This window comes from Novosphingopyxis iocasae, assembly GCF_014334095.1.
In the GTDB taxonomy this organism is placed as follows: Bacteria; Pseudomonadota; Alphaproteobacteria; order Sphingomonadales; family Sphingomonadaceae; genus Novosphingopyxis; species Novosphingopyxis iocasae.
In genome coordinates, this window is sequence record NZ_CP060495.1 from 1008373 (window position 1) to 1031372 (window position 23000).

A 23000-nucleotide genomic window follows, 5' to 3' on the forward strand; every position below is an offset into this window, starting at 1 on the left:
AGGACATCCATGAAACACGAATTCGCATACGAGGAAGCGCAGCGGCACTTGCGCCAACGCAACCGCTTCGCCGCGCTCGCCGCCGTGCTGGGCCTTACAAGCCTGCTCGCCGTTGGCGCTGCGACAACGCGCGAAGAGTCTGTGATCCTCGTCCCCGTCACATCCGAGCGCCTGACGCTCGGGAGCGATGCAACCGATGCGTACTACCTCGAGCTCGTCACCCGCGACACGGCGCTGATGCTGCTCAACCGCGCGCCCGAAAGCCTCGACTACTGGATGGAGCAGGTCCTGAAAGTGGCCGATCCGGCCGCGCACGGACGCCTCAAGGCCGAGCTCGTCAAGATCGTCGAGGAACAGCGCGGGTCGGACATCAGCCAGGCCTTCGTGATTTCGCGAATGGAGGTCGACCCGCAGGCGCTTACCGCCGTCGTCACCGGCACGCTCAAGACCTTCGTGGGCGCACAGGTGATCGCGAGCCAGCAGCGCAGCTTCGCATTCAGCTGGAAGCGCCGCGGCCTCAGCCTCGGCCTCACCGGCTTCCGCCAGCTTCCCAATGAGAACGAGGAGGAAGACCAATGAGTCTCCTTGCCCGCCCCTTCCCTGCCGCGCTGACCGCCGTGGCGCTCGCCGCCGCCAGCTGCGCCTTTGCTACCGCCGCTCATGCCGACCAGTTCGTCGAAGCCGCCGACGGTGCCGCGATCGACTGCGTGCTCGCGCGCGGTGCGCTGACCCGCATAGCGCTGGTCAACGACGGTTTCGCCAATGTTTCCAAGATGGCGAGCGGCTATCCCTACAACGATTTCGAGGTGACCCACGAGCCGGTCCGCGGTGACATCTATGTCTCGGTGCCGCTGCAATATGCGAGCGCGAAGGTCAGCTTCTTCGCCACCAGCAGCGCGGGCCATGTCTACAAGTTCGCCTGCAAGGTCGATGGCGAGGAAGCGAGCCAGCTCTTCGTCACCAACCCCGCGCTGGCGAGGCCCGACGCTGCCGAATGGGAATGCCAAGCCCCGACCCGCGACGAGGCTGCGATCCGGCTGATCGAGGCGATGGCAAGCGATGCCGTGCTGCCTGGTTTCCGGGCGCGCGCCGAACTCTCGCGCCCGCGCCGTAGCGACAGTCTCGAAGTACAGCAGGTCGCCGAATACGAGGGCGCCGAGCTTACCGGCCAGGCCTCCACGCTGCGCAATCTTGGGCCCGAACCCATCCAACTTTCGAGCGAACGCGAAGCGCCCGCAGGCGCGCTCGCCTTTGCCTTTGGCCGAGACACGCTCGCCCCCGGCGAGACCACCCGGGCCTTCCTCGTATTTGCCAAGGGAGGGCTGGAATAATGGCCGACACCGACACACGCGCCGCACCCACAGAACAGCCGCGGGACGAAAGCCGTTCGGAAGCCCGACGCGACCTGAACAAGACCGTCGCGCAGCGCCAGAAGCTGCTCCTCGCAGGCATCGGCGGGGTCGCACTCATTGCCGGTTCGATGTTCATCTTTGGCGGTGACGACGCGGAGGATGGAGAGGGCGGGGGTTCGACCACGATCGAGACCGGCGCACTGGTCAATCGCAACCTCTCGCAGCGCGAGTTTGTCGCCACCTATGGCAACCGGCTCGATGCGCAAGGCAAGGCGATCAAAGACCTGCAGGAAAGCCAGCTCCCCAAGGCCTCGATCGAACAGGAACTCGAAACGCTGCGCGGCGAGAACGCGCGGATGTTGAGCGACGGCCAGGCGGCGATCGACGCGATCTCGGCCGAGAACGCGGCGCTGCGCTCCGAACTCGAGACCCAGCGCGCCAATCCTCCGGTCGCGCCGGTCACCCCGCTCGATCCCCGCGCACCGGGCCCCGCACCCGCCGCCCTCGATCCAAGTGCTGGCCCCATGGCCGAGCCGAAAGCGAGCCTGCTGAGCTTCACCGGCGACAAGCCCGTCGCTGGAGGCAAAAAGGCCGACGCCAATGCGCCGCAGCTGCTGCTCGAGGCGAGCCGCGACTATCTGCCGCCCAACAGCTACGCGCCGGCAACCGTGATCGTCGGGGTCGATGCCTCGACCGGGGTTACCAGCCAGAGCGATCCCCTGCCCGTGGTGCTGCGCATCACCGGCCCCGCGCGCTCGGTGCTGAAGGGCAACCGCCTGCTGACGACCGACCTCACCGGTTGCCTCGTCAACGGCGCGGCACGCGGCGATCTCTCGGCCGAGAAGGTCTACGTCAAGCTGGTGCGCATGACCTGCGCGCAGCCCGGCGGGCGCTTCGCGGTGAGCGAGGTCAAGGGGTTCATCGCCTTTGCCGGAAAGTCGGGCGTGCGCGGCCGTGTCGTCAGCCGTGAAGGCAGCCTTGTCAGCCAGGCGCTGCTCGCCGGGATCGTCGGCGGGTTCGGGCGCGGCTTCTCTGCCAACGCCAACGGCATCTTCGCCGGTCAGGTCGGCAGCGACGGCAAGCGCGAGGCGCTCTCGCCGACCGACATCCTTGCGGGCGGCTTCGGCCAGGGCGCGGGCGAAGCCGCCGACACGGTCAGCAAGTACCTCATCGAACGCGCAGAACAATATCAACCCGTCGTCGAGATGCCGACCGGCATCGAGGTCGAGATCGTCTTTCTCGACGGCGTCCATGTCAGGAGCACAGACCAATGAATTTCTGCCACCACCGGCCGGGCCTGAAAGCCCGCGCGGCGCACATTTCGCTTGCTGCCGCCAGTGCAGCCGCCCTCCTCACCAGCGGCGTTGCCGTGCTGACCGCCATGCCCGCGCAGGCCGCCATCACCCGCGATGTCGTCCAGGCGCTCAAGCTGCGGCTCCCGAAAACTCCGATCGACGCGCTCGATTGCACAAGCTTTGCGCCGTGGTGCGAAGTCGTCTCGGGCGAGACGCTGTTCTACACCGACGAAGCGGCGCGCTATCTCTTCGTCGGACGGCTCTACGATCTCGAAGAGCGGCGCGACGTCACCGCGACGCGCCTCATTGAGCTCAATCCCGACTTGCTCGCCGCGGGTGCTGCGCGCGCGTCGGGCCGCTCCGAAGCCTCGCACAGCGAAGCCGCGCCCGCACCGGCCAAGGCAAAGGTCGACCTCTCGCAACTACCCAAGGACGGCGCGATCCGCTGGGGCAACCCCAAGGGTCCGCGGCTCGTCGTCTTCTCCGATTTTCAGTGCGGCTACTGCAAGAAGCTCACCGGATCACTCGAGCAGGCCGGCGTACTGGTCGAAGAGCGGCCGATCTCGATCTTCGGCGCGGCGAGTCGACGCCTCTCTGAAAGCGTCCTGTGCGCCAGCGATCCGGTCGCGGCGCTGCACGATGCCTATTCCGGCAAGCACGTGCCGCGCCCCGCCACATGCAAGGCTATCAATGCGCTCGACGCCAACGAGACCTTTGCCAAGGCCAATGGCTTTGCCGGTACCCCGGTAATCGTGCGCGCAAGCGATGGCGCGGTGCTGCACGGCTACAGTGATGCTGCAACGCTCCACCGCTTCGCCAATCAGCGTGCTGGAGCAGGCCAATGAACGCGCGTCACTTGAGGGCATTCGCAGCTGCCGGTGTCGCGGCGAGCATCGCCGGATGCGCCACGCTCGGCGGCAACGTCAAAGGCGACTTCGACTGCCGCGCGCCCGAAGGCAGCTGCGCGCCCACCACGCTGATCGACAGCGCGGCGCTCGGCGAAGCTGGCACCGGCATGGCACCGGGTACTTCGACCAACCAGCCTCCCTTGACCGGTGGCCTGCGCCAGGCGGACGCCCGCTCGCTGCGGATCGTTATCGCCGCCTATCGCGACGCGGCGGGCCGGGACCACGAAGCGCGGGTCGTCCATGTCGCGCTGCCCGATCATCCCGCCGAGAGCTGGCATGCCCCGCGCTCGACCGGCGAAGTGCTCCGCGCGCTCGGACGCGCGGGCGACGATGCTCAGATGCTGCCGCCACCGACAGGCCATCACAACGCGCCTGTCATCACACCCCTTCCCCTGCAGCTTCCTGAGGTCCTGGTAATCCCCTCCCAGGCCACGGAAGCGCAGCCCGGCGCTTCGGCGCCGGTCACCGGGGCACCTGGCCGTCCCCCCTCCCCCGGCCGGGTGCCCCACCCTGTTTCGCCTGGTGATCCCGAAGGAGAGCGCCAATGAACCTCTCGCTCGCTTCTGCGCGGGATGCGCTGCTCTCTGGCCTTTTCGGCGATGCGCGGCAGGCCGACCATGCCCGTCCGCAATTCGCGCTCGACATGCTGTCGGACTGGCTCCCCTACCGGGTCTACGACGAAGGCCCGGGTCTCTACCGCAACGCGCATTCGAAGGGCTTTGTCCTCGAAGTGACCCCGCTGATCGGGGCGGACGAACGCACCGGCGAGATCCTCGGGCAGTTCTTCTCCGAGAGCCTGCCGCAAGGCGCCTGCCTCCAGGTCCTGAACTTCGCTTCCCCGAGGATCGGCGCCATCGTGGGCCCCTGGTTCGCCCCGCGTTACGAGCAGGGCGGGATCTACGAAGCCATCGCCAAGGCGCGTACCGACCGGCTCTACGACCTCGTCTGGCATTCGGGCTCGGCGCATGCGCCGTTCCACGCGCGCCATGTTCGCCTCGTACTCTCTCTCGGAGTTCCGGTACCCGGCAATATCACCGATGCCGAGCTCACCGAATGCCGCGACGGAATGGCTGGGATGCTGAACTCGCTCGGTCTCGCATCCAACCGGCTCGAACCGGCCGGCCTCCTCGCGCTGATCGACGAACTGACCTCGCCGACGACCGCTCGCGAACCCGACCTCACACACTGGAACCGCGAGGACACGCTCGACATCCAGGCGATCCGCCGCGACATCGAACTCGAGGTCGAGGACGACCGGCTGATCCTGCGCACCGAACGCTTCCGCGAGACCGGACGCACCCGCGACGGCATTCCCCAGATGGGCACCTGCTATCCCGACCGCTTCGATGTGCGCCATTACGGTGTGCGTTCGACGCCCGAACGCTGGGCGCCGTGGGAATGCGCACGGCTGATCGGCGACATGTTTACTGACAAGCTGCGCTTTCCCTGCCCTGCCACGACCATGTTGTGCCTGCACTATCCCGACCAGGAAGCGGCCTCGGCGCGCGCAGGCTACAAGTTCATGCGCACCACCAGCTTGTCGGAGACCAAGAGCGCGCGCTTCCTGCCGAGGCTTTCCGAGCAATCGGCCGAATGGAAGCATGTCCAGGCCGAGCTCCAGGCGGGCAAGAAGCTGGTCAAGCTGTTCTACGGACTCACCACCATCTCGCCACTGGGGGATGGCGACGCGCACGAACGCACTGTCAAGGCGATCTACAAGGCCGCCGGTTGGGACCTTGCCGACGAACGTTTCCTCCAGTTGCAGGGTCTCGTCGCGGCCTTCCCGCTGAGCCTTGCCGACGGGCTGGTCCACGACCTTGCGCGCCTCAAGCGCTTCCGCACCATGCTCTCGACCACCGCGGCGAACATCGCCCCGCTGCAGGGCGAGTATCTCGGCGGCGCAATCCCGCATCTGCTGCTCCTGGGACGACGCGGCCAGCCCTTCTTCTGGTCGCCCTTCGAAAACAAGGCGGGCAACCATAATATCGCGATCTGCGGCAAGTCGGGTTCGGGCAAGTCGGTGCTGCTCCAGGAACTCTGCGCGGCGCTGCGCGGAGCGGGTGCCAAGGTCGTGGTGATCGACGACGGACGCAGTTTCGAGCACTCGGTCAAACTGCAAGGCGGCCGCTTCGTCGAGTTCACCCTTGCCTCGGGCTTTTCGCTGAACCCGTTCTCGATGGTCGATGATGCAAGGGCGCACGAGGACGAGGACTACCGGCTCGACTGCTTTGCGATGATCAAGGCGATCGTCGGCCAGATGGCACGGCCGAGTGCAGCCCCCTCGGACACCGAGCGCGGCCTCATCGACCGGGCAGTGACGCAGGTCTGGGAAGCGCTCGGCAGCGGCGGCGCGATCGACGATGTCGCACATACACTCCAGCAAAGCGAGAACGAGGCGGGCAAGGACCTGGCGACCGCGATCGCGCCCTTCTGCCGCGGTGGCAGCTATGCCGGGTTCTTTGCCGGCAAGGCGAGTTTCGCGCTCGAGGACGATTTCACCGTCTTCGAGATGAGCGACCTTGCGAGCCGCGAGGAACTCAGAAGCGTCGTCCTCTCGGCGATCATGTTCATGACCGGCCAGGCGATGACGCGCAGTTCGCGTAGCACCAAGAAACTACTGCTGATCGATGAAGCCTGGGCGATGCTCAAGGGCGGCTCGATGGGCGAGTTCGTCGAGACCTACGCCCGCACCGCGCGCAAATATGGCGGCGCGCTCGCCACCGCGACCCAGTCATTGAATGACTATTACAAGTCGGATGGCGCGCGCGCCGCGCTCGAGAACAGCGACTGGATGCTGGTGCTCCAGCAAAAGCCCGAGACCATTGCCGATTTCCGCAAGGAAGCGCGGCTCGACATGGACGACCGCACCGAGACGCTGATCCGCAGCCTCAAGCGCTCCGGCACCGAGTACAGCGAGATCTACCTGAAGGGTCCCGAAGTCGAAGCGGTCGGACGCCTGGTACTCGATCCGTTGTCGGCGACGATCTTCTCCTCCGATCCCGACACCTATGCCGCGATCCGCCGCCATGTCGAAACCGGTATGCCGCTCGAACGCGCGGTTGCGCTGGTCGCGGGCCGCGCTGACGTTCTTGGGGGAGGCGCATGATGGTGCTCGAGACCACCACGCTCGTCGACCGCGTGCCGCTTCCGTCTGCCAGACGAGGCCGCGACAAGCATCGCCAGGTCGACTGGCTGGCACTGTTCCAGGGCACCTGCGTTGTCCTCATCGAAGCGGCAAGCTTCGCGGTGAGCACGCTGTTGCTGGTCCTCGGCCTGCCGCTGTTCGTGTTTCTCCTGCTCGCTGGCTGGGACCTCACGGCGCTGTTCACGCAGCTCGGCAATCTCGCCGACCACTACCGCACCGCCGAACCGATCGCGCGCCGCTTCTTCGCGCAGGACCTCCAAATCGCCTTCCTAATCTCCGCTGGCGGGCTCGCGCTTCTGCGGCTGCCAAGCTTCCTGCGCCGCCTCGACCGCCGCCTTTCCGAAGGATCTCCCCGCCATGGATAGACTGAACCTCCCGCTTCGCCAGCTAGGCCCGAAACTCCTCGCCGTAGCGGTGCTCGTTGCCGCGCTGCTGTGGGGCGCATGGCTTACCCAGCAGGTCACCAGCTCTCCCGAGCAGCGGATCGTCACTGTCCGGCTCGCCGAGACCATCGGCACCTTCGTCGAGGAAACCGCGCGCGCCGAAGCCGATCCGGCGGTCGTCCAGGCAGCGAGCCTTGCCTATCTGAAGGCCGCCGAGGCAGCAGTCGCCGACATGGGCCGCGATGGCCGCGTGGTGCTCGTCGCCGAAGCCGTGCTCGCAGGTGCTGCCGAAGACGCAACCCCCGAACTCGAGCGGCGTATCGCGGACAAGCTCGCCGGGGAGAAGCGGCCATGAGCCTTCCCTTCTCACTTCGCCGTCCACTGCTGCTTTCGGGCCTCGTCCTGTTGCCCCTCGCCTGGGTGCCGCTCGATGCCTTTAGCAAGGACCACGCCTTTCTCATCAATGCGAGCCCGAGCCTTCCCAACTGGGCATTCTGGCTCGACAAGAAGGCACCGATCCAGCGCGGCAGCCTTATTTTCTTCGAGCCGCCGCGAAGCGAACTCGTCGAAAGACATTTCGGTGAAGGGCCGCAGATGTTCGGCAAGCGCGTGCTGGGCATGCCGGGCGATGTCGTGCGCCACGAGGGCGACGCGGTCTTCATCAACGGCAGGAAGGTTGCGAGCCTGCTCAAGGTCACGCGCCTCGGTATTCCGCTCACGCGGGGCCCCGAAGGCATGATCCCTCAGGGCTGCTACTATACCGGCACCAGCCATCCACGCGGGCTCGACAGTCGCTACGGCGAAATCGGCTTTGTCTGCCGTGGACAGATCCTAGGTAGCGGGAGGGCGATCCTGTGATGCGCTCCCTTCTTCCGCTTGGCGTGCCTCTCCTCCTTGCGCTCCCGGCCAGCGTGCAGGCACGCGACTACGGCCAACGCGGCGCGATGTTTCCGGTGATCGAGCGCGACCTCCTCGAACAGATCCATACTCGCCTCGCGCAGATGGAAAAGTCGGGAGAGACTGCGCGGCTGAACCAGGAATTGAAACGTCGGACCATTGCGCGGGTCAACCGGCCCGATCCGGTTGTCGGTCTCATTCGCGCGCATGAAAGTCGCAGCTGGCCCTTCGATCCGACGATCACGCTTGCCGCCGATGTCCGCGGGGCCAAGGGCGAGCTGATCCATGCGGCTGGAACACGCGTCAACCCGCTCGACAGCGTCAAGCTGCGCGGCGACCTCCTGTTTTTCGATGGCGACGATCCTGCGCAGATCGCCTGGGCACTCAGGCAAGAGGCCAATGCCAAGCTGATCCTCGTGAAGGGCGCGCCGCTTGAGCTGATGAAGGCCCGCCAGCGAAGGTTCTATTTCGACCAGGGCGGCAAACTCAGCGAGAAATTCGGCATCAGGGCCGTCCCCGCGCTTGTGCGCCAGAATGGGCGAATGCTCGAGATAAGCGAGATCGCGCTGCCTCCCCGAAAGTCACGGCCATGAACAGCATCCGCGCCTTCCTCGTGCTGTTCACGGCAGCGCTTTCGCTTGCGCTTGCCTCGCCCGCCTCGGCCGATGCCGGGCCGGGCAAATGTACCGGGCAGTTCGTCAACCCGATCACCGACATCTGCTGGTCGTGCCTCTTCCCGATCTCGGTCGGCGGGCTCGAGATCTGGCCGAGCAATCGGCCCGATCCCGACAACCCCGATTTCCCGCTCTGCCTCTGCGGTCTTCGGCCCGGCATAGCGATGGGCTTCTGGGAGCCCGTCCGGCTTGCCGATGTCAGCATGAAGCCGTGGTGCTTCGTCAACCTTGGCGGGATGAAGCTCGATCCCGGCTTCGATATCGGCTTCCGCTCGATCTCGGGGCCCTCGGCGGTGGGCGGTGCAAGCCAGTATTATTCGAGCTGGCACGTTCATTGGTACGCCTATCCGCTGATCTACTGGATGGAGATCGTCGCCGATTTCCTTTGCCTCGAGCCGGGTTCGATCGACATTCTCTACATCTCCGAGATCGATCCGCTGTGGCAGGATTCCGAACTCACCGCGATCATCAACCCCGAGGCCGTGCTCTTCGCCAACCCGCTGGCGCTCGCCGCCTGCGCGGCGGATTGCGCCGCATCGACTGCGAACCTGCCGCTTGACGAGATGTTCTGGTGCGCGGGCTGCCAGGGTTCGATGTACCCGATGAACGGCAATGTCTCGGCCAGCATAGGCCACGTCCAGGCCTCGCGGCTCGTGCTCTCGCGCTTCGCCTACAAGCTCCACCGCGAGCTCGTCTCGTGGGGAACGATGGGCTCCAAGGGCCTGTGCGGCAAGTACCTCATGCCGGTGATGAGGAAGCAGCAATACCGCTTCCAGGCCACCAACCCCAATCCGGCGACCAAGGGCCGCTACGCCTGCCCGCCCGTCGGTGCCTCCACCACCTTCCAGTCCCCCGGACAGGTCATCCCCGCCATCGGCGAAGACATGGGATACCTCGTCTGGCGCAAGAGGAATTGCTGCGCGCTATGAGAAACGCCTTCCCTCTCCTCGTCCTCATCAGCCTGGCAACTGCCGCTGCCTTCGCTGCCGCATCGGCGCAGGATACTCCGCCCGATCTCAACCTTGCCCAGGTCCGGGCGCGCGCGAGCGAGCATGCCCAGGACGCCGAAGCGCTCGCGACCTCGGTCAGGACCAGAGCCGACACGCTGGCCGAGGACGCACGCACCACGCAGCAGGCGGCACTCGACAACCGCGCCGCCTATGCGAAGGATGCGCAAGCGACGTCCAGCGCCGGTCCGCTCGATCTCGACGGCATGATCCGCAGCGCAGCCGACGCCGAGGTCGCGGCCATGGGCGATGCGCCGCGCTTCATCGCCTTCGCTTCGCTGTCGATGCCCGAACCATCGCTCAAGGCGCTGGTCCGCGACGTCACCCGCGCCGGCGGGGTCACCGTGCTGCGCGGTTTTCCGCAAGGCGACAGCGCCGCCTTCAAGAAGCGGCTCGCAGCGATCTGGCGCGATGGCAGCGAGGCCGGCGCGCTCGGAATCGATCCGCGGCTGTTCCGCGCCTTCGATATCGGCGTCGCGCCGAGCTTCGTGATGATCGCGAGCGATTTCAGCCCCTGCGACGGGTTCGATTGCACCGACACATTGCCGCCGCACGACCGGCTCGCGGGCAATGTCAGCGTCGAGGACGCGCTCGAGACCTTCGCTGATGGCGGTGGCCCGGGCGCGCAGCTTGCCCGTCTCCACCTCGCCCGCCTGAGGGAGCAGCGACCATGAAACACCCGCTCAACTTCGCGACGACCGCTTTCGCGGCGCTCCTCCTCACCGCGAGCGCTACAGCCCAGCAGCAGGAAGCGAAGGCCGACGGCAAGGCCTTTGCCGAGAGCCTGCGCGGCGAAGCCCAGCAGGCGGCGCAGCAACAGCCGAACGCTGCGACCATCCCGAACTACGATCGCAACGCGGTCCGGGGGCTCGAGACGCTTGCCGAGGATCCCGACCGGATCGAAAGCAATGCGGCAACAGCGGCGAGCGGCCACCAGGGCTACCGCGCGATGCGCGACAGCCTAGCCAACCGCGCACGCTTCGATCCCAGCGAGATCGAGGACGTCATCGCGCGCAGCCTTGCGATCAACGAGGCTCCGCTCGACTACACCAGCGGCATGGCGATCTCGGGGGACCAGGGAAGCTGCGTCCCGCTGCCTCCCGGATCGGGCTCGGCCGGGACCTTCACCGCGACCTGCAACACCGGAACAAGGATCGACCAGTCGGCGGGCCAGTGCGCGGTACCGCTATTAGCAACAGTGAGCCAGCTTCCGCAGTACCACTACCTTTGCAATCGCTTCGGCGATTTCAACGGCTCGGGCGAGCCCGAATGCGCGGGGTTCGACGGCTATTCCTGCCGCGTGACGGGTCGGCGCGACACCTGCCTGCAGTGGAGTTCCTCGGGCGGCCCGCCGTGGTGTTCCGAGCCGGGCGATCCGATCACCGAACTCACCTGCGACGAAGAAGTGCCGGGGCAGACACCCTATATGGTCACCACTGCGACCAGGGTCACGACAACGCCCGACGAGAGCCAGTGCTCAGGCTTTGCCGACAATGGCGACTGCACGCTCGATACCGAGATCTGCACTGACGCCGATCCGCAGACCCGTATCGTGAACGGCGTCCCGGTGACACGGCCCTGCTGGGAATGGCAACGCAGCTACGCCTGCACCGCGCGCGAAGCGGCGACCGACTGCTCGGATATCGAGAGCCAGGGCACCTGCCGTTTCTTGCGCGAGGAATGCCTCACCGACGAAGTCCCGTGCGAGACCTGGGAGCGCATCTACGAATGCCCGCTCCCCGAAACCGATAGCACCAGGCAATATGTCTGCGACGGCGATGTCTACTGCATCGATGGCAGCTGCGAGACGATCGAGCGCACCGCGAACGACGAGTTCAAGGATGCCGCGGTCGCGTTGCATGCGATGGACGAGGCGCGCGGCCAGTTCGATCCAAACACGCTGACCCTGTTCCGCGGCACGCGCAACACCTGCTCGTCCAAGGTCTTCGGTGTCCTCAATTGCTGCAAGGGCAAGGGTTTCCCGCTCATTCCGGGGATCAGCCTGCTCGTCGCGCTCGGCTGCGACCGCGAGGAAGTGCTGCTCCACCAGCGCGATGCGCAGGGCCTGTGCGCCTATGTCGGGACCTATTGCTCGGACAAGTTCCTCGGCGTCTGCCTGACCAAGAAGAAGGTCTATTGCTGCTTCGAGAGCAAGCTCTCGCGCATCCTGCAGGAACAGGGGCGCAAGCAACTGCCCAAGCCGTGGGACAAGCCCAAGGAAGAGCAGTGCGAGGGGTTCACCCTCGAAGAGTTCGCCCGGCTCGATTTGAGCCGGATGGATTTCAGCGAAGTCTATGCCGAGTTCACCGATGCCGCGCGGCTCCCCGACGAACTCGAAACCAGCGTGCTCATCCAGCAGAAGATCGCCGATTATTACGCAAGGGGCGGCCAATGACCCATTTCAATCGCATGGCGGCGCTCGCGCTCGGCTTCGCCGCTTTCCCCGCCGCTTCGGCCTTGGCCCAGGAACGGCAGGACGCTCCATCGACCACCACTTCAGACGCGCTCTACTGCGAGGAGCGTAGGCTCGGCTACTGGTTCTACTGCGTCAAAACCGCTCCCGCGGAAGAAACGCAACAGCCCGAAATCGAGCCGGTCGCGGCGACCCAGGAACTCGATGTGATCACGTCCGAGCTGCGCGAGCTGAAGGCGCGCGCAATCCTCTATCCAACCGAAGCCAATGTCGCGGCCTATATCCGCTTCCAGCGCGCACAGCTCGACCGCGCCTCGCTCTTCTCCGATGTCTGGCAGCGCGCGATCTGGCAGGACCCCGAACTCGACTACACGCTCGAGCGGCCGGTCGGCGCGCTCGCCAAGAAACAATGGCAGGATGCGCGTAGCGCCGAGCGCGACAGCGTCATGGCACGGCTGTCGCAGCGCTACGGCCTGTTCTATTTTTACAGTTCGACCTGCGCTCCCTGCGAGGTGATGAGCCCGATCGTGAAGGGCGTCGCTGATCGCTGGCGCATCACCGTACGCGCGATCTCGACCGATGGCGGTCCCTCGCGCCATTTCCCGGACTACAAGGTCGAAACGAACCAGCGCGCCAGGCTCGGTCTTGAAGGCAAGGCCACCCCGGCGCTGGTGCTGTGGGACAGCGTGACCAAACGCCCGATCCCGATCGGTTACGGCGTGCTCTCGGCCGACGAGCTCCAGGACCGCATCTACCTCCTCACCTCGAAGGAAGCCGGACATGATTACTAGCATCCGCAATGCGACACTGACCCTCGCCGCGGCCAGCATGGTCGCGTCCCCGCTTGCTGCCAACGTCGGCGACAGCATGGACCGCTTCATGGACGACATGGGCGCGGCGGCGAACGTGACCGGCCCGACCGCCTTCGAAGGCCAGTCGGCGGGCTACTACAGCCTCGGCAACGTCTGGACGCGCTTCCCCCAGAAAACGACCAATTTGGCCAATCTCCAGCTGCCACGCGCCCGCGCGGGCTGCGGCGGGATCGATATCTTCGCCGGGTCTTTCTCGTTCATCAATGCAAGCGAGATGGTCGCGCTGTTGAAAGCGGTGGCCAACAACGCGGTCGGTTTCGCCTTCAGCCTCGCGATCGATACCGTTTGCCCCGAGTGCAACAAGATCATGCAGGAGTTCAGCCAGAAGGCTCAGCTCATGAATAATCTCTCGATCAACTCCTGCGAGATGGCGCAGGGGCTGGTTGGAGGCCTGTGGCCCAAGGGCGATCTCGCCGACAAGGCAATTTGCGAAGCGATCGGCAATTCCGAAGGCATCTTCACCGACTATGCCGCAGCCAAGCATGGTTGCGGAACGCGCGGCCAGCGCGCTTCGACCAATGAAGGCGCCGGCACCGATTATGCAGACGTCAATCTGGGCGTGGCGCGCAACTACACCTGGCACGTTCTCAAGAAGAGCGCCTTCTTCAATCCCGGCGGGACCTTCGACCGCGAGCTTGCCGAATATGCGATGACGCTCATCGGCACGGTGATCTACGTGCCACCCAAGGACGACGAGGCAGGCAAGTTCGTGCCTTTCGCCGGCGATGCCTCATCCACCCTGGTGAGCGCGCTGCTCGACGGGACGCAAGGCCAGACGGTGCGCGTGTTCCGCTGCGACGAGACTGACCTTTGCCTCAATCCGACCTTTGAGCAGATGAGCCTTTCCAACGCCAAGGCGATCCGCCCACGCGTCGCGCAGCTGATCGGCAATATGGTCGATGCGATCCGCGCCGACACCGCGATCGGCAATGCCGAGAAGGAACTGCTGCAGGTGGCCTCGGTCCCCTTGTACAAGATTCTCACCGTCCAGGCCGCCTACGGCCGCGGCATGCCGACCGACGACCGCGACACGCTCGCCGAGATCGCCAGCATCGACCTCCTCTATGCCATCCTCGACCGGATCGTGTCCGAAGCCGGGCGCTCGATGGCAAGCTTCATCGCCGCCGACGAAGCCAAACTCGCGATCTGGCGCGGCCAGGTCGCCGACGTGCGCTCGGGCCTCGTCCAGCGGCAGGCGACCGGACAGGCCAAGGTCTCGGCGATCATGCAGATCATCGAGAAGACCGCGATGATCGAGAACGCGCTCGCCGCCTCGATGTCGCCTTCGATGTCCGCCGCACTCGACTGGTCGCGCGGGCTCCAGTCGCGCTCGATCGTCCCCTGAGGCGCGCACATGGTCGAGATCTTCACCACCGGCGGCGGCGAGTACATCGTCAACGTCCTGAACGCCGTTGCCGCCTGGACAGGTGCCGGGGGCTACAAGAGCCTGATCCAGGTCGCGCTGGTGATGGGGTTCGCGCTCGCGGTGATCGTGGTGGCGTTCCACCAGGACTGGCGCGCCTGGCTCAACTGGTTCCTCGGAGCGACGCTCATCTATATGTGCCTGATGGTGCCGCGGATGGACGTCCAGGTCACAGATCGCGTCAATCCGAGCCTTGCTCCGTCCACGGTCGCGAATGTCCCGCTCGGGCTCGCGCTGATGGCGAGCTTCACCAGCCAGGCGGGCGACTATTTGACGCGTTCGGCCGAGACCGTGTTCGGGCTGCCCGACGATCTCAACTATTCGAAGAACGGCATGATTTACGGCGCGCGCCTTCTCGAAGCGACCAGGAGCTTGCGGATCGCCGATCCCGAGTTCGCCGCCAATTTCGACGAACATGTCCGCCAATGCGTATTCTACGACCTGCTGCTCGGCCGCTACTCGATGAAGGAATTGTCCGAGAGCAATGACATCTGGGCGACCATTGCGCCTGGGAGCGCAGCGCGCGCGCAGAAGTTCCTCACCCGCGAAGCCGATGACAGCGTCACTGCGTCGATCGTCACCTGCCGCGAGGCCTACAACGCGCTCTCGAACCAGTGGGCTGGAATGATCGACGAAATGACGCTCGTTGCCGGCCGTCAGCTCTATCCCAAGCAGACCGAAGCGCTCGCCAAGGCCAAGCTCATCGCCGATCTTCCCATCGCCTACCAGTATCTAACCGGGGTCTCGAAGGACGCGAGCAGCATTTTTCGCCAGGTCCTCACTATCAACGCGATGAACCAGGCAATGCACGGCTTTGCCGGAGCGAGCGGCGCGTCGAGCGTCGATGTATTCGCGCAGACCCGCGCCGATATCCAGACCGAGCGGACCTATTCCTCGATCGCGCAAAATGCGATGAAATGGGTGCCAATCCTCAACGTCGTGCTGACGGTCGTCTTCTACGCGCTCTTTCCCGTCCTTTTCCCGCTGTTCCTGATGCCCAGGACCGGGCCGATCGCGCTGAGGGGCTATGTCACGGGCTTCTTCTATCTCGCCGCCTGGGGACCGCTCTTCGTCATCCTCCACATGATCCTGATGCTCAAAGGCGCAGGCGATGTGGCGGCAGCGGGCGGCGCGAGCGGGCTGACCCTCGCGACCTTCTCCGGCATGACCGACGTCAACAACGATATCGGTATTCTCGCAGGTTATCTCGTCGCCTCGATCCCATTCCTTGCCGGCGGGGTCGCGCGCGGAGCCATGGCCATCTCGGGCCAGGCGACAAGCTACCTTAACCCGAGCCAGAATGCCGCCGAGGAAGCGGCCCGCGAGGCGAGCACGGGCAATCTCTCGTTCGGGAACACCAGTTTCGAGAACTCGAACGTCTTCTCGCGCCAGTTTGCACAGGCGAGCCTTGCGCCAAACATCGCCTATGGCGCATCGCAATCGCGCGAGTTTGCCGACAACGGCACGCAGACGACGAACTTTCCGCAGGCCGAGTTCGCGACCGTGCCGACCTCGAGCTACCCGTTCACGCCGACGCTCGGGCAGGACTTCTCGAGCAGACTCGCGACCATGGCGAGCCAGAGCCGGGGGCAAAGCGAGACCTTCTCCAATCTTGCCCAGCAGTCGACCAGTTCGGCGGTTACAAGGTTCAGTGAACTGCGCGATGCCTACACGCGTTCGCGTTCGAACGAGAGTGTCAGCGGGACCTCGACCAGCAACAGCATCGGCAGCGCGTTCAGCGAGGTCGACAACGCCTCGAAGACTCTGCAGCAGCAATTCGGGCTGTCGCGCCGTGCCGCCGACGACATCACTGTGTCGTGGTTCCTCAACGGAAACGCAGGGATCGAAGGAAAGGTGGAGCGAAAGGGAACCAAGGGAACACTTGGGCTCGGCGGCGGTCGTAACCAGAGCTGGACCGATAGCGATATCGGCATCGCCTCAGAGGACCGCTCGCGCATAACGGGCGCGCTGCGCCAGATCTCGGACAGTCGCAGCTGGTCGAGCACGCGCGAAGGATTCCTCCGCGAGACAAGCTCAAGCTCCGAAGCGCTGGTTTCGAGCAGCTCGGCCGGCATCACCAAGTCGATCACCGAAGCGCAGAGCTATACCCGCGAAGCGCGCCGCGCCGAGGAGATCGCCAGCCGTCTTGAGAACCAGGCAAGCTGGTACGAGAGTGCCAATGCCGCAGGCACGCTCAATCTCAGCCAAGCCTATCGCGAATGGGGCATGGCCGAGATCGACGCCAATCGGGATTACTACGGGCCAGTGCGCTTCGACGACATCGACTTCCAGTTGAGTGCGCGGGGCCAGCAGCTCCAGGCGCGGTTCGTCGCAAGCTATGCGGACCAGCTCAACGCCGAGATAGCGGAAGACCTTGTACTGCCGCCCTTTGCGCCCGTCGCTCGACCTTCGGTGGGCAGCGCAAATGGCGTGCGGGGATCGGTACGGCTCGGCGGGGTACCAGGAAGCCTTGGCGCCCCCTCAAGCGATCGCGAGGACATCGCCCGCGATGTCGATAGGGTTCAGCAGCAAGGGGAACGGCGGGTCGGGACCGTGAAAGGATACCTCGACGGCAAGACCCGCGATGCCAAGGGAGCCTCGGCCGAAGCGGCCGATGACGTGAAGGAATGGTAGCTCAGATCAAGCCATCATAGATGATCACGTAGACAACGAACGCTAGGAACAACACGGCAAACAGGTAAATTCCGCGCCGCTCCCAAGGATCAGCCCAGATCTTTTTCCAGGTGTAAGAAGTAAGGCGGTTCTCGGCGATGGCCCGGTCGACTTCTCGAAAGCCTTCCCAGTCCTGCTTGCCGCCGGTGGGAGTGTTGTCTGGATCGCTCATTGCTCATTCTCCTTCGGGAGCAAACCCGCACCCTCCCCTCTGGACTGCCCCTCGCGTTGCGGCGAAAATAGCTGAAAATCATCGGGAAAGCGAGCACGGTGTCTTGGCGTGAAGGTCCGGAAATGAAAGAAGGTGGAATGTCCAAGAGACCACCCCGGGATAATGTCTTTGATTTCCAGACCGGACGTGACCGGAGCAAGCGCACCCGAGAAAGAAGCCTCGCCGTTCTTGTTACGGGCGGTCTATTCGTCGGCATTCTTGGAGGTCTCGCTGGAATCTATTGGCCATTTGGGTCGGCGAGCGCCGAAGCGCGAACCACGCACAGCTTTGCGGTCTGCGGCATGGTCAGACGCACCTGCGTCGTCGACGGCGATACGATCTGGCTCGAAGGTGTGAAGATCAGGATCGCAGATATCGACACGCCGGAAATCTCGCAGCCTAGGTGCGATTACGAATACGACCTCGGCATCAAGGCACGCGATCGGCTGGTTGTCTTGCTCAACCAGGGCGAATTCGAAGCGGTGACGATTGGAAGCAGGGACGAAGACCAGTACGGTCGCAAGCTGCGCGTGCTGCTGCGCGATGGACGCTCGATCGGCGACCAGCTGGTCGCAGAAGGCCTTGCGCGAACCTGGTCCGGGCGCAGGGAGCCCTGGTGCTGATGCGCGACTGGCCCGACAGCGACGATCCCTTTCCGCAGGGCAAGCCGGAATGGAAATTGAAGCTCGAGGCATGGCTTCTGGGTATTCCAATGGTCCTCATGCTCGTTGTCGGCATCGGGTCACTCTTTTGACGCTCACCCGCGACCAAGAACTTTGGGGCATGGCGCTATGGGTCGAGAAGCACCACGGCGATGCCGGGCATGAATTCATTGCGTCGAAGATCGATCAGTTGACCCGGGCCGGAGAGCAGGACGGGGCGAAACTTTGGCAGGACGTTGCACATCGCTATGAGCAGCTGGTCGAGCACCCTTCCCATTCCTCGTGATGCAGTTGGGAGCGATAGCCTGGACGGACTTCAGGTAGGCCTCCAGCCGCTCGATGGTTCTGCGGCGCGGTCTGCGCCCCATCCTCAGGTCGAGTACGAATCGAGGATCTCCGACCGCGCGTCGTCCGAAGCGCGTTGCCGAAATATGATGATCTTTCAGATGCTTTTCGATCCGTTCCAGCAAGGTCATGTCCCTTTCGCTCCGACTCGCAAATCCCTTGTGTTCTTGTTCTGTTCTTAGTAGGATCACATCCGCGAGTCTAGGAAAATTCCTACGATCAAGATTCGAAGGACAGGCGAATGGAACATGTGAGGGAAGAGCTCGACCGGCTGATCCTCAAGGGCGGATATGGCTACGCGTCGATATCGCGGCTGCTCGGTCGCAACCCCGCCTATGTGCAACAGTTCATCAAGCGCGGCTCACCGAGGAAGCTCGATGACGAGGATCGAAAGACGCTCGCCTGTTTCTTCGGCGTCGACGAACAAGTGCTCGGTGGCCCCGCCAATCCGGTCACCGATGGTATGATCGAGATTCCCGTTCTTGATGTCGAAGCATCTGCCGGGTTCGGAGCGGTAGCTGCCAGTGAGACTGCTCATACTCGTTTCGGGTTCGACGAGCGGTGGCTGCGGCACCTGACGTCGGCCAAGAGCGCCAGCCTGTCGATAGTCGGCGTAAAGGGTGACTCGATGGAGCCAACTCTAAGCGATGGTGACGAGGTCCTGGTCGATGCGTCAGATCACGGCTCGCGGCTGCGAGACGGGATCTACGTCCTTCGCTCTGATGATACCCTCGTCGTGAAGCGTATCGCGATCAAGCCGGGCGGTCGCCAGATCACCATTGCCAGCGACAATCCGGCCTATCCGACCTGGCACGACATGGACCGGTCGGAGGTCCACGTCGTCGGCCGCGTCATCTGGTTTGGCCGTGCACTGTAGCTGCAAGATCTGGGCCGATAGCAGAACGACAGCTGCCAGGTTGAACGAATGAATACCGACAACTTGCAGGCACGACTAGTATTCGCGATATTTTTCAGCGAAGGCCGAGAGCGATGAAAAGAGCACGCGAGGCGCTTTCCGGCACGCGAAAGTTCAGCTAGAAGAGGCTTGGACGAACCAATCGAACAGGTTTACACTTTCATGTTATAGGTTGACACATGACCCGAATTAGGGTTACAGATGTCGCATGAACGTTGACGCCTCGACTCTCTTCAAGCTCTTCGAAGCCGCGATTTCCGCGGATTACACAACCGTGCGCCGAATCGGCGGACAGCTCGCCCGCAAGCTGGCCGAAGAGAAGGATACCGAGGCCGCCAAGGCACTCCAGGCGCTGCTGCGCAAGCGCGGGGTTCCGCTCCAGGCGTCGGGTTATGTCGAAGCCCTTCCCCGCGACGCCGGCTCGCGCCTGCCGCTCGTCGAGGAAGAACAATGGCCGACGACTCCGCTGTTCCTGAACGAAGAGTCGAGCCACACAATTGAGCAATTTCTGGAAGATGCGGCGAATATCTCGATGCTTTCGGAGGAAGGTGTATCCTCGCGCCTGGGCGTGCTACTCTACGGCGCTCCGGGTACCGGCAAATCGCTTCTCGCTGGCCATATCGCGGCCAAGCTTGCGCGTCCCTTCTACGTAGCGCGCCTGGATTCAGTCATATCCTCGCGGCTGGGCGAAACGTCGAAGAACATCCGTTCGATGTTCGACTTCATTCCAACCAAGGAAGCCGTGCTCTTCCTCGACGAGATGGACGCCGTCGCCAAGCTGCGCGACGATCGCCACGAACTCGGCGAGCTCAAGCGGGTCGTTAATACTGTCCTGCAAGGCCTTGATTCGCTGACGGATGATGTGATCGTGATTGGCGCAACAAACCATCCTCACCTGCTCGATCCGGCAATCTGGCGCCGCTTTCCCTACAAGGTCGAACTGCGCGCGCCCAATGAGGATGTCCGCGCTGACATGTGGCTGCATTTTCTCTATCAGGACCGCGACACCGAGGCATCGCATGCAAGGCTGCTGGCGCGTCTGTCGGAGACCATGAGCGGCGCGGAGATCGAGGGTCTTTCGCTCGCCGCAAGGCGCCGTTCGATTATCAACAAGCAGCCCCCCAATTTGCCTCACATCCTGCTGGCGATCGATGCGGCGTCGGATGGTGTCCCCCGAATTCCGGCCGGTCACGAACTCTCGCCCGAGGAGCGCAAGCGCCTGGCGCGCATGCTTGTCGACAAGGGCGACCTGCCTCAGACCGAGATCGCCCAGATGCTGGGGGTGAGCCGGCAAATGGTCCATCGCTATCTGCGGGAGGAGAAAAATGGCGAGTGATTCCCGCCGACCGCTGCTCAACCCGGTCCTTCGATTCACCAAGGAACCGCGCCCGGAAGCGATCACCGGTCGCGGCAAGTCAGCTGCCGGAATCAAGACCGAGCGGCTCACAACCCAGCGCGCTCGACTGTCGGAGGCCATCGCCGACATGGCCGAGCAAGGGGCCCGGCATCCGCATTTCGGTGGCCGCGCTGTGGCCTATGCCGCGATGTTCGAAGACTCGCTGGCGCCGACCTGGACACCGTCCGACCTGTTCCAACCCTCGCATGGTGCCCGTTTGATCGCGCCGCATGCGCAGGGCTATCTCGTTGAACTTGAACTGGCCGCCCTGCCCCGCTTCTCGGCCTTTATCCGCAATTTCGGCACGGTTCGCGACGAGGTCGACATCTCGCGCGTGGAAATGGTGCGCTTCTACGATCAGTCGGACGTGCTGCAGGATCGCTCGATCGACTCGCTATGGGAGCAGGCGGTCGAGCAGGAAGGCGGCCGTGCCTTCTTCCTCTGGCTGACGCCATTCCGCACGGGCGATGCCGCCGAACAGTTGCTGCTTCAATTTGCCGGGCTACGCGACGGAATCATTGCCCCCACACGCCCGCAATTGCCCGACCTGGCCACAGCGGCGGATGCTGTCGGCGACCGCGCTGTTGCGCATGCGCTGCGCGCCATTCCAACCGACCGGGTCGGCAGGGCCTTGCGCGAGTATCGCCAGCGTCGCCGCGCGAGGACTTCGGTATTGGTCCCCTCGCGCGAGGCGCTCGCCCGGCTGGTTGCATCTGGCACCGTCGTACGCCTCGATCCGGTGATGCCGATCGTAACGACCCAGCCCGGCGAAGGCCGCGAGCCCGACCGCCCCTTGCCAGCCAATCTGGCCAATGCCCCGATCGTCGGCGTCGTCGATGGCGGCCTCGATGCAAGCTCCTACCTGCCTGCTGAGGCCTGGCGTGCGCCGCCCCTGGTCGCGAGCGCCGCGGCCGAGGTGATGCACGGCAATCGTGTCACCTCGCTGATCGTTCAGGGCTATGACTGGAACAACAATCTCACGCTTCCGGCGTTGACCTGCCGCGTCGGGACCGCCGCGGCTATCGCCAAGCGCGGTCATCGCGGCCCCACCGAAGAGGATCTGATCGACTACCTCGATGCGGTGATCGGCGCGCATCCCGAAACCAAGGTCTGGAACCTCTCCTTCAACCAAGACCTTCCCTGCAGCGACGGTGAAGTCTCCTATCTGGGCCATGCACTGGCAGAGCTGGCCCGCCGCCATGATGTCCTGCTGGTCAACTCGATCGGCAACGCGCCAGCCGGCCGGCTCAAACGTCCCGCCGATTGCGAAGCTGCGTTGACCGTCGGTGGACGGCTTCACACCGAGACCGGCAAGCCTGGCGACAAATGTCCGGTCAGCCTCGCCGGTCCCGGCCCCTGCAGCATGCTCAAGCCCGATGTCTCGCATTTCTCGCATGTCCGTGCGCTCGGCGGAGCAGTCATTTCCGGATCGAGCTTCGCCACGGCGCTGACCTCGCCGCTCGCCGCCCACACGATGGAGCGCTTGCGCCATCCCAATCCCGATCTCGTGCGCGCGCTGTTGATCCATGGCGCCGATGGGGGCGTTTATGATCCAGCGCTGGGCTTCGGAACGCCCGATCTCGTTACCCTACCCTGGGAGTGCCAGCCCGGCACGGTCACACTGCAGTGGGAAGCTGAGCTGCGCGACCGCGCGTCTTACTACTGGGAGCTGCCGATCCCGCCCGCCTTGCTTCACAACGGGCGGCTGCGCGGCCAAGGCCGTTTGACCGCGATCCTCAATCCGCATCCGATGGTCGATGAATTTGCCGGGCCTAATTATTTCAGCGCCCGGATCAACACCGCGGTCCAGTATCCGCGCGGCGACGGGTTTACCAACCTGCTCGGCTCGATGGATACCGACCGGATCCGCGAGCAGGTCGCGCGCACGGATCACTACAAATGGTGCACCGTGCGACATCATCACAAGGATTTCTCGGCCCGTGGCCATCAGGTCGATGGCGATACGCTGCGCATCTACGCCCGCGTCTACACCCGCGATCATTATGTCTATGGCTATGCGAGCGCCGACGAAGTCCCGGCGCTCAACGCCGTCTTCGTCCTCTCGCTCAGCGGAATCGACGACGGCGCCGACATTTACAACCAGCTGCGCGATCAGCTCGGCGTCTTCGTCGAGCCGTCAGTGATCCATTCCGACATCGAGATCGAAGGAGGTGACCTATGAGTGACAATGACCGCATGGTGTATCGCCGCGCGAGCGACCAGAAATGGATCGACAAGCGCAATTCCGCCTCGCGAGGCTTTGCCTACGACACCCAGGCCGAAGCGGCGGCAGCCGGCAAGCAGCGTTTGCTTAATTCTGGTGGCGGCGATCTGACGATAAAGGGGCGCGACGGACAGATCCGCAGCAAGGATACCATCGGGCGCAAAGACCCCTTCCCTCCGCGCGATCGCGAACATTGATGATGCG

The 23000-nt window shown here is 64.3% G+C and carries 24 protein-coding genes; 23 read left to right on the top strand and 1 reads right to left on the bottom strand.

Going from position 1 to position 23000, the window contains the following annotated elements:
• Positions 1–9 precede the first annotated feature (9 nt).
• From H7X45_RS04795 to H7X45_RS04870, 16 genes are read left to right on the top strand one after another with little or no spacing between them, the layout of a single operon-like run.
• Entirely contained in the window at positions 10–579 is a 570-nt protein-coding gene (locus H7X45_RS04795; protein WP_187336394.1) for a type IV conjugative transfer system protein TraE, read from the top strand.
• Complete coding sequence (locus H7X45_RS04800) at positions 576–1331, top strand: type-F conjugative transfer system secretin TraK (RefSeq protein WP_187336395.1); 756 nt, start codon at positions 576–578, stop codon at positions 1329–1331. Before H7X45_RS04795 ends, H7X45_RS04800 begins: the two co-directional genes overlap by 4 nt.
• Positions 1331–2626: a TraB/VirB10 family protein gene (locus tag H7X45_RS04805; RefSeq protein WP_187336396.1), complete on the top strand. Its 1296-nt coding sequence runs from the start codon at positions 1331–1333 to the stop codon at positions 2624–2626. Before H7X45_RS04800 ends, H7X45_RS04805 begins: the two co-directional genes overlap by 1 nt.
• Entirely contained in the window at positions 2623–3492 is an 870-nt protein-coding gene (locus H7X45_RS04810) for a DsbC family protein (RefSeq protein ID WP_187336397.1), read from the top strand. Before H7X45_RS04805 ends, H7X45_RS04810 begins: the two co-directional genes overlap by 4 nt.
• Entirely contained in the window at positions 3489–4103 is a 615-nt protein-coding gene (locus H7X45_RS04815; protein WP_187336398.1) for a hypothetical protein, read from the top strand. Before H7X45_RS04810 ends, H7X45_RS04815 begins: the two co-directional genes overlap by 4 nt.
• Entirely contained in the window at positions 4100–6661 is a 2562-nt protein-coding gene (gene traC, locus H7X45_RS04820; protein ID WP_187336399.1) for a type IV secretion system protein TraC, read from the top strand. The genes H7X45_RS04815 and traC overlap by 4 nt, the downstream gene beginning before the upstream one ends.
• The gene (locus H7X45_RS04825; RefSeq protein WP_187336400.1) at positions 6658–7065 is read left to right on the top strand and encodes a hypothetical protein; all 408 of its coding nucleotides are present in this window, start codon (positions 6658–6660) and stop codon (positions 7063–7065) included. The genes traC and H7X45_RS04825 overlap by 4 nt, the downstream gene beginning before the upstream one ends.
• Entirely contained in the window at positions 7058–7438 is a 381-nt protein-coding gene (locus tag H7X45_RS04830; protein ID WP_187336401.1) for a TrbI F-type domain-containing protein, read from the top strand. Before H7X45_RS04825 ends, H7X45_RS04830 begins: the two co-directional genes overlap by 8 nt.
• Positions 7435–7941: a S26 family signal peptidase gene (locus H7X45_RS04835; protein ID WP_187336402.1), complete on the top strand. Its 507-nt coding sequence runs from the start codon at positions 7435–7437 to the stop codon at positions 7939–7941. The genes H7X45_RS04830 and H7X45_RS04835 overlap by 4 nt, the downstream gene beginning before the upstream one ends.
• Positions 7941–8573: a type-F conjugative transfer system protein TraW gene (traW, locus tag H7X45_RS04840; RefSeq protein ID WP_187336403.1), complete on the top strand. Its 633-nt coding sequence runs from the start codon at positions 7941–7943 to the stop codon at positions 8571–8573. Before H7X45_RS04835 ends, traW begins: the two co-directional genes overlap by 1 nt.
• Complete coding sequence (gene traU / locus H7X45_RS04845) at positions 8570–9583, top strand: conjugal transfer pilus assembly protein TraU (RefSeq protein WP_187336404.1); 1014 nt, start codon at positions 8570–8572, stop codon at positions 9581–9583. Before traW ends, traU begins: the two co-directional genes overlap by 4 nt.
• Entirely contained in the window at positions 9580–10335 is a 756-nt protein-coding gene (gene trbC / locus H7X45_RS04850) for a type-F conjugative transfer system pilin assembly protein TrbC (RefSeq protein WP_187336405.1), read from the top strand. The genes traU and trbC overlap by 4 nt, the downstream gene beginning before the upstream one ends.
• Positions 10332–12056, top strand: coding sequence for a conjugal transfer protein TraN (locus H7X45_RS04855; protein ID WP_187336406.1), 1725 nt, complete (start codon positions 10332–10334; stop codon positions 12054–12056). Before trbC ends, H7X45_RS04855 begins: the two co-directional genes overlap by 4 nt.
• Positions 12053–12865 carry a conjugal transfer protein TraF gene (locus tag H7X45_RS04860; protein WP_187336407.1) on the top strand — a complete coding sequence of 271 codons (813 nt, stop codon included), beginning with the start codon at positions 12053–12055 and terminating at the stop codon, positions 12863–12865. Before H7X45_RS04855 ends, H7X45_RS04860 begins: the two co-directional genes overlap by 4 nt.
• Positions 12855–14291, top strand: coding sequence for a conjugal transfer protein TraH (locus H7X45_RS04865; protein ID WP_187336408.1), 1437 nt, complete (start codon positions 12855–12857; stop codon positions 14289–14291). The genes H7X45_RS04860 and H7X45_RS04865 overlap by 11 nt, the downstream gene beginning before the upstream one ends.
• Positions 14292–14300: 9 nt before the next feature.
• Positions 14301–17003, top strand: coding sequence for a conjugal transfer protein TraG N-terminal domain-containing protein (locus H7X45_RS04870; RefSeq protein WP_187336409.1), 2703 nt, complete (start codon positions 14301–14303; stop codon positions 17001–17003).
• 1 nt (position 17004) lies between these two features.
• Here the strand turns inward: H7X45_RS04870 and H7X45_RS04875 are convergent, their stop codons facing one another.
• Positions 17005–17214 carry a hypothetical protein gene (locus H7X45_RS04875; protein ID WP_187336410.1) on the bottom strand — a complete coding sequence of 70 codons (210 nt, stop codon included), beginning with the start codon at positions 17212–17214 and terminating at the stop codon, positions 17005–17007.
• 122 nt (positions 17215–17336) lie between these two features.
• On the opposite strand from H7X45_RS04875, the gene H7X45_RS15210 reads away from it, so the two are divergent.
• The 7 genes from H7X45_RS15210 (at position 17337) to H7X45_RS04910 (ending at position 22993) form a co-directional block, all read left to right on the top strand.
• Positions 17337–17876, top strand: coding sequence for a thermonuclease family protein (locus H7X45_RS15210; protein ID WP_246449697.1), 540 nt, complete (start codon positions 17337–17339; stop codon positions 17874–17876).
• Positions 17870–18007 (top strand): hypothetical protein, encoded by a 138-nt coding sequence (locus tag H7X45_RS04885; protein WP_187337201.1) that lies wholly within the window; start codon positions 17870–17872, stop codon positions 18005–18007. The genes H7X45_RS15210 and H7X45_RS04885 overlap by 7 nt, the downstream gene beginning before the upstream one ends.
• The gene (locus H7X45_RS04890; RefSeq protein ID WP_187336984.1) at positions 18004–18201 is read left to right on the top strand and encodes a DUF6961 family protein; all 198 of its coding nucleotides are present in this window, start codon (positions 18004–18006) and stop codon (positions 18199–18201) included. Before H7X45_RS04885 ends, H7X45_RS04890 begins: the two co-directional genes overlap by 4 nt.
• A 300-nt stretch (positions 18202–18501) precedes the next feature.
• Positions 18502–19137 (top strand): S24 family peptidase, encoded by a 636-nt coding sequence (locus tag H7X45_RS04895; RefSeq protein WP_187336411.1) that lies wholly within the window; start codon positions 18502–18504, stop codon positions 19135–19137.
• 247 nt (positions 19138–19384) lie between these two features.
• The gene (locus tag H7X45_RS04900) at positions 19385–20512 is read left to right on the top strand and encodes an AAA family ATPase (protein WP_187336412.1); all 1128 of its coding nucleotides are present in this window, start codon (positions 19385–19387) and stop codon (positions 20510–20512) included.
• Positions 20502–22754: a S8 family peptidase gene (locus H7X45_RS04905; RefSeq protein WP_187336413.1), complete on the top strand. Its 2253-nt coding sequence runs from the start codon at positions 20502–20504 to the stop codon at positions 22752–22754. Before H7X45_RS04900 ends, H7X45_RS04905 begins: the two co-directional genes overlap by 11 nt.
• The gene (locus tag H7X45_RS04910; protein WP_187336414.1) at positions 22751–22993 is read left to right on the top strand and encodes a DUF2188 domain-containing protein; all 243 of its coding nucleotides are present in this window, start codon (positions 22751–22753) and stop codon (positions 22991–22993) included. The genes H7X45_RS04905 and H7X45_RS04910 overlap by 4 nt, the downstream gene beginning before the upstream one ends.
• The last annotated feature ends 7 nt before the right edge of the window (positions 22994–23000 follow it).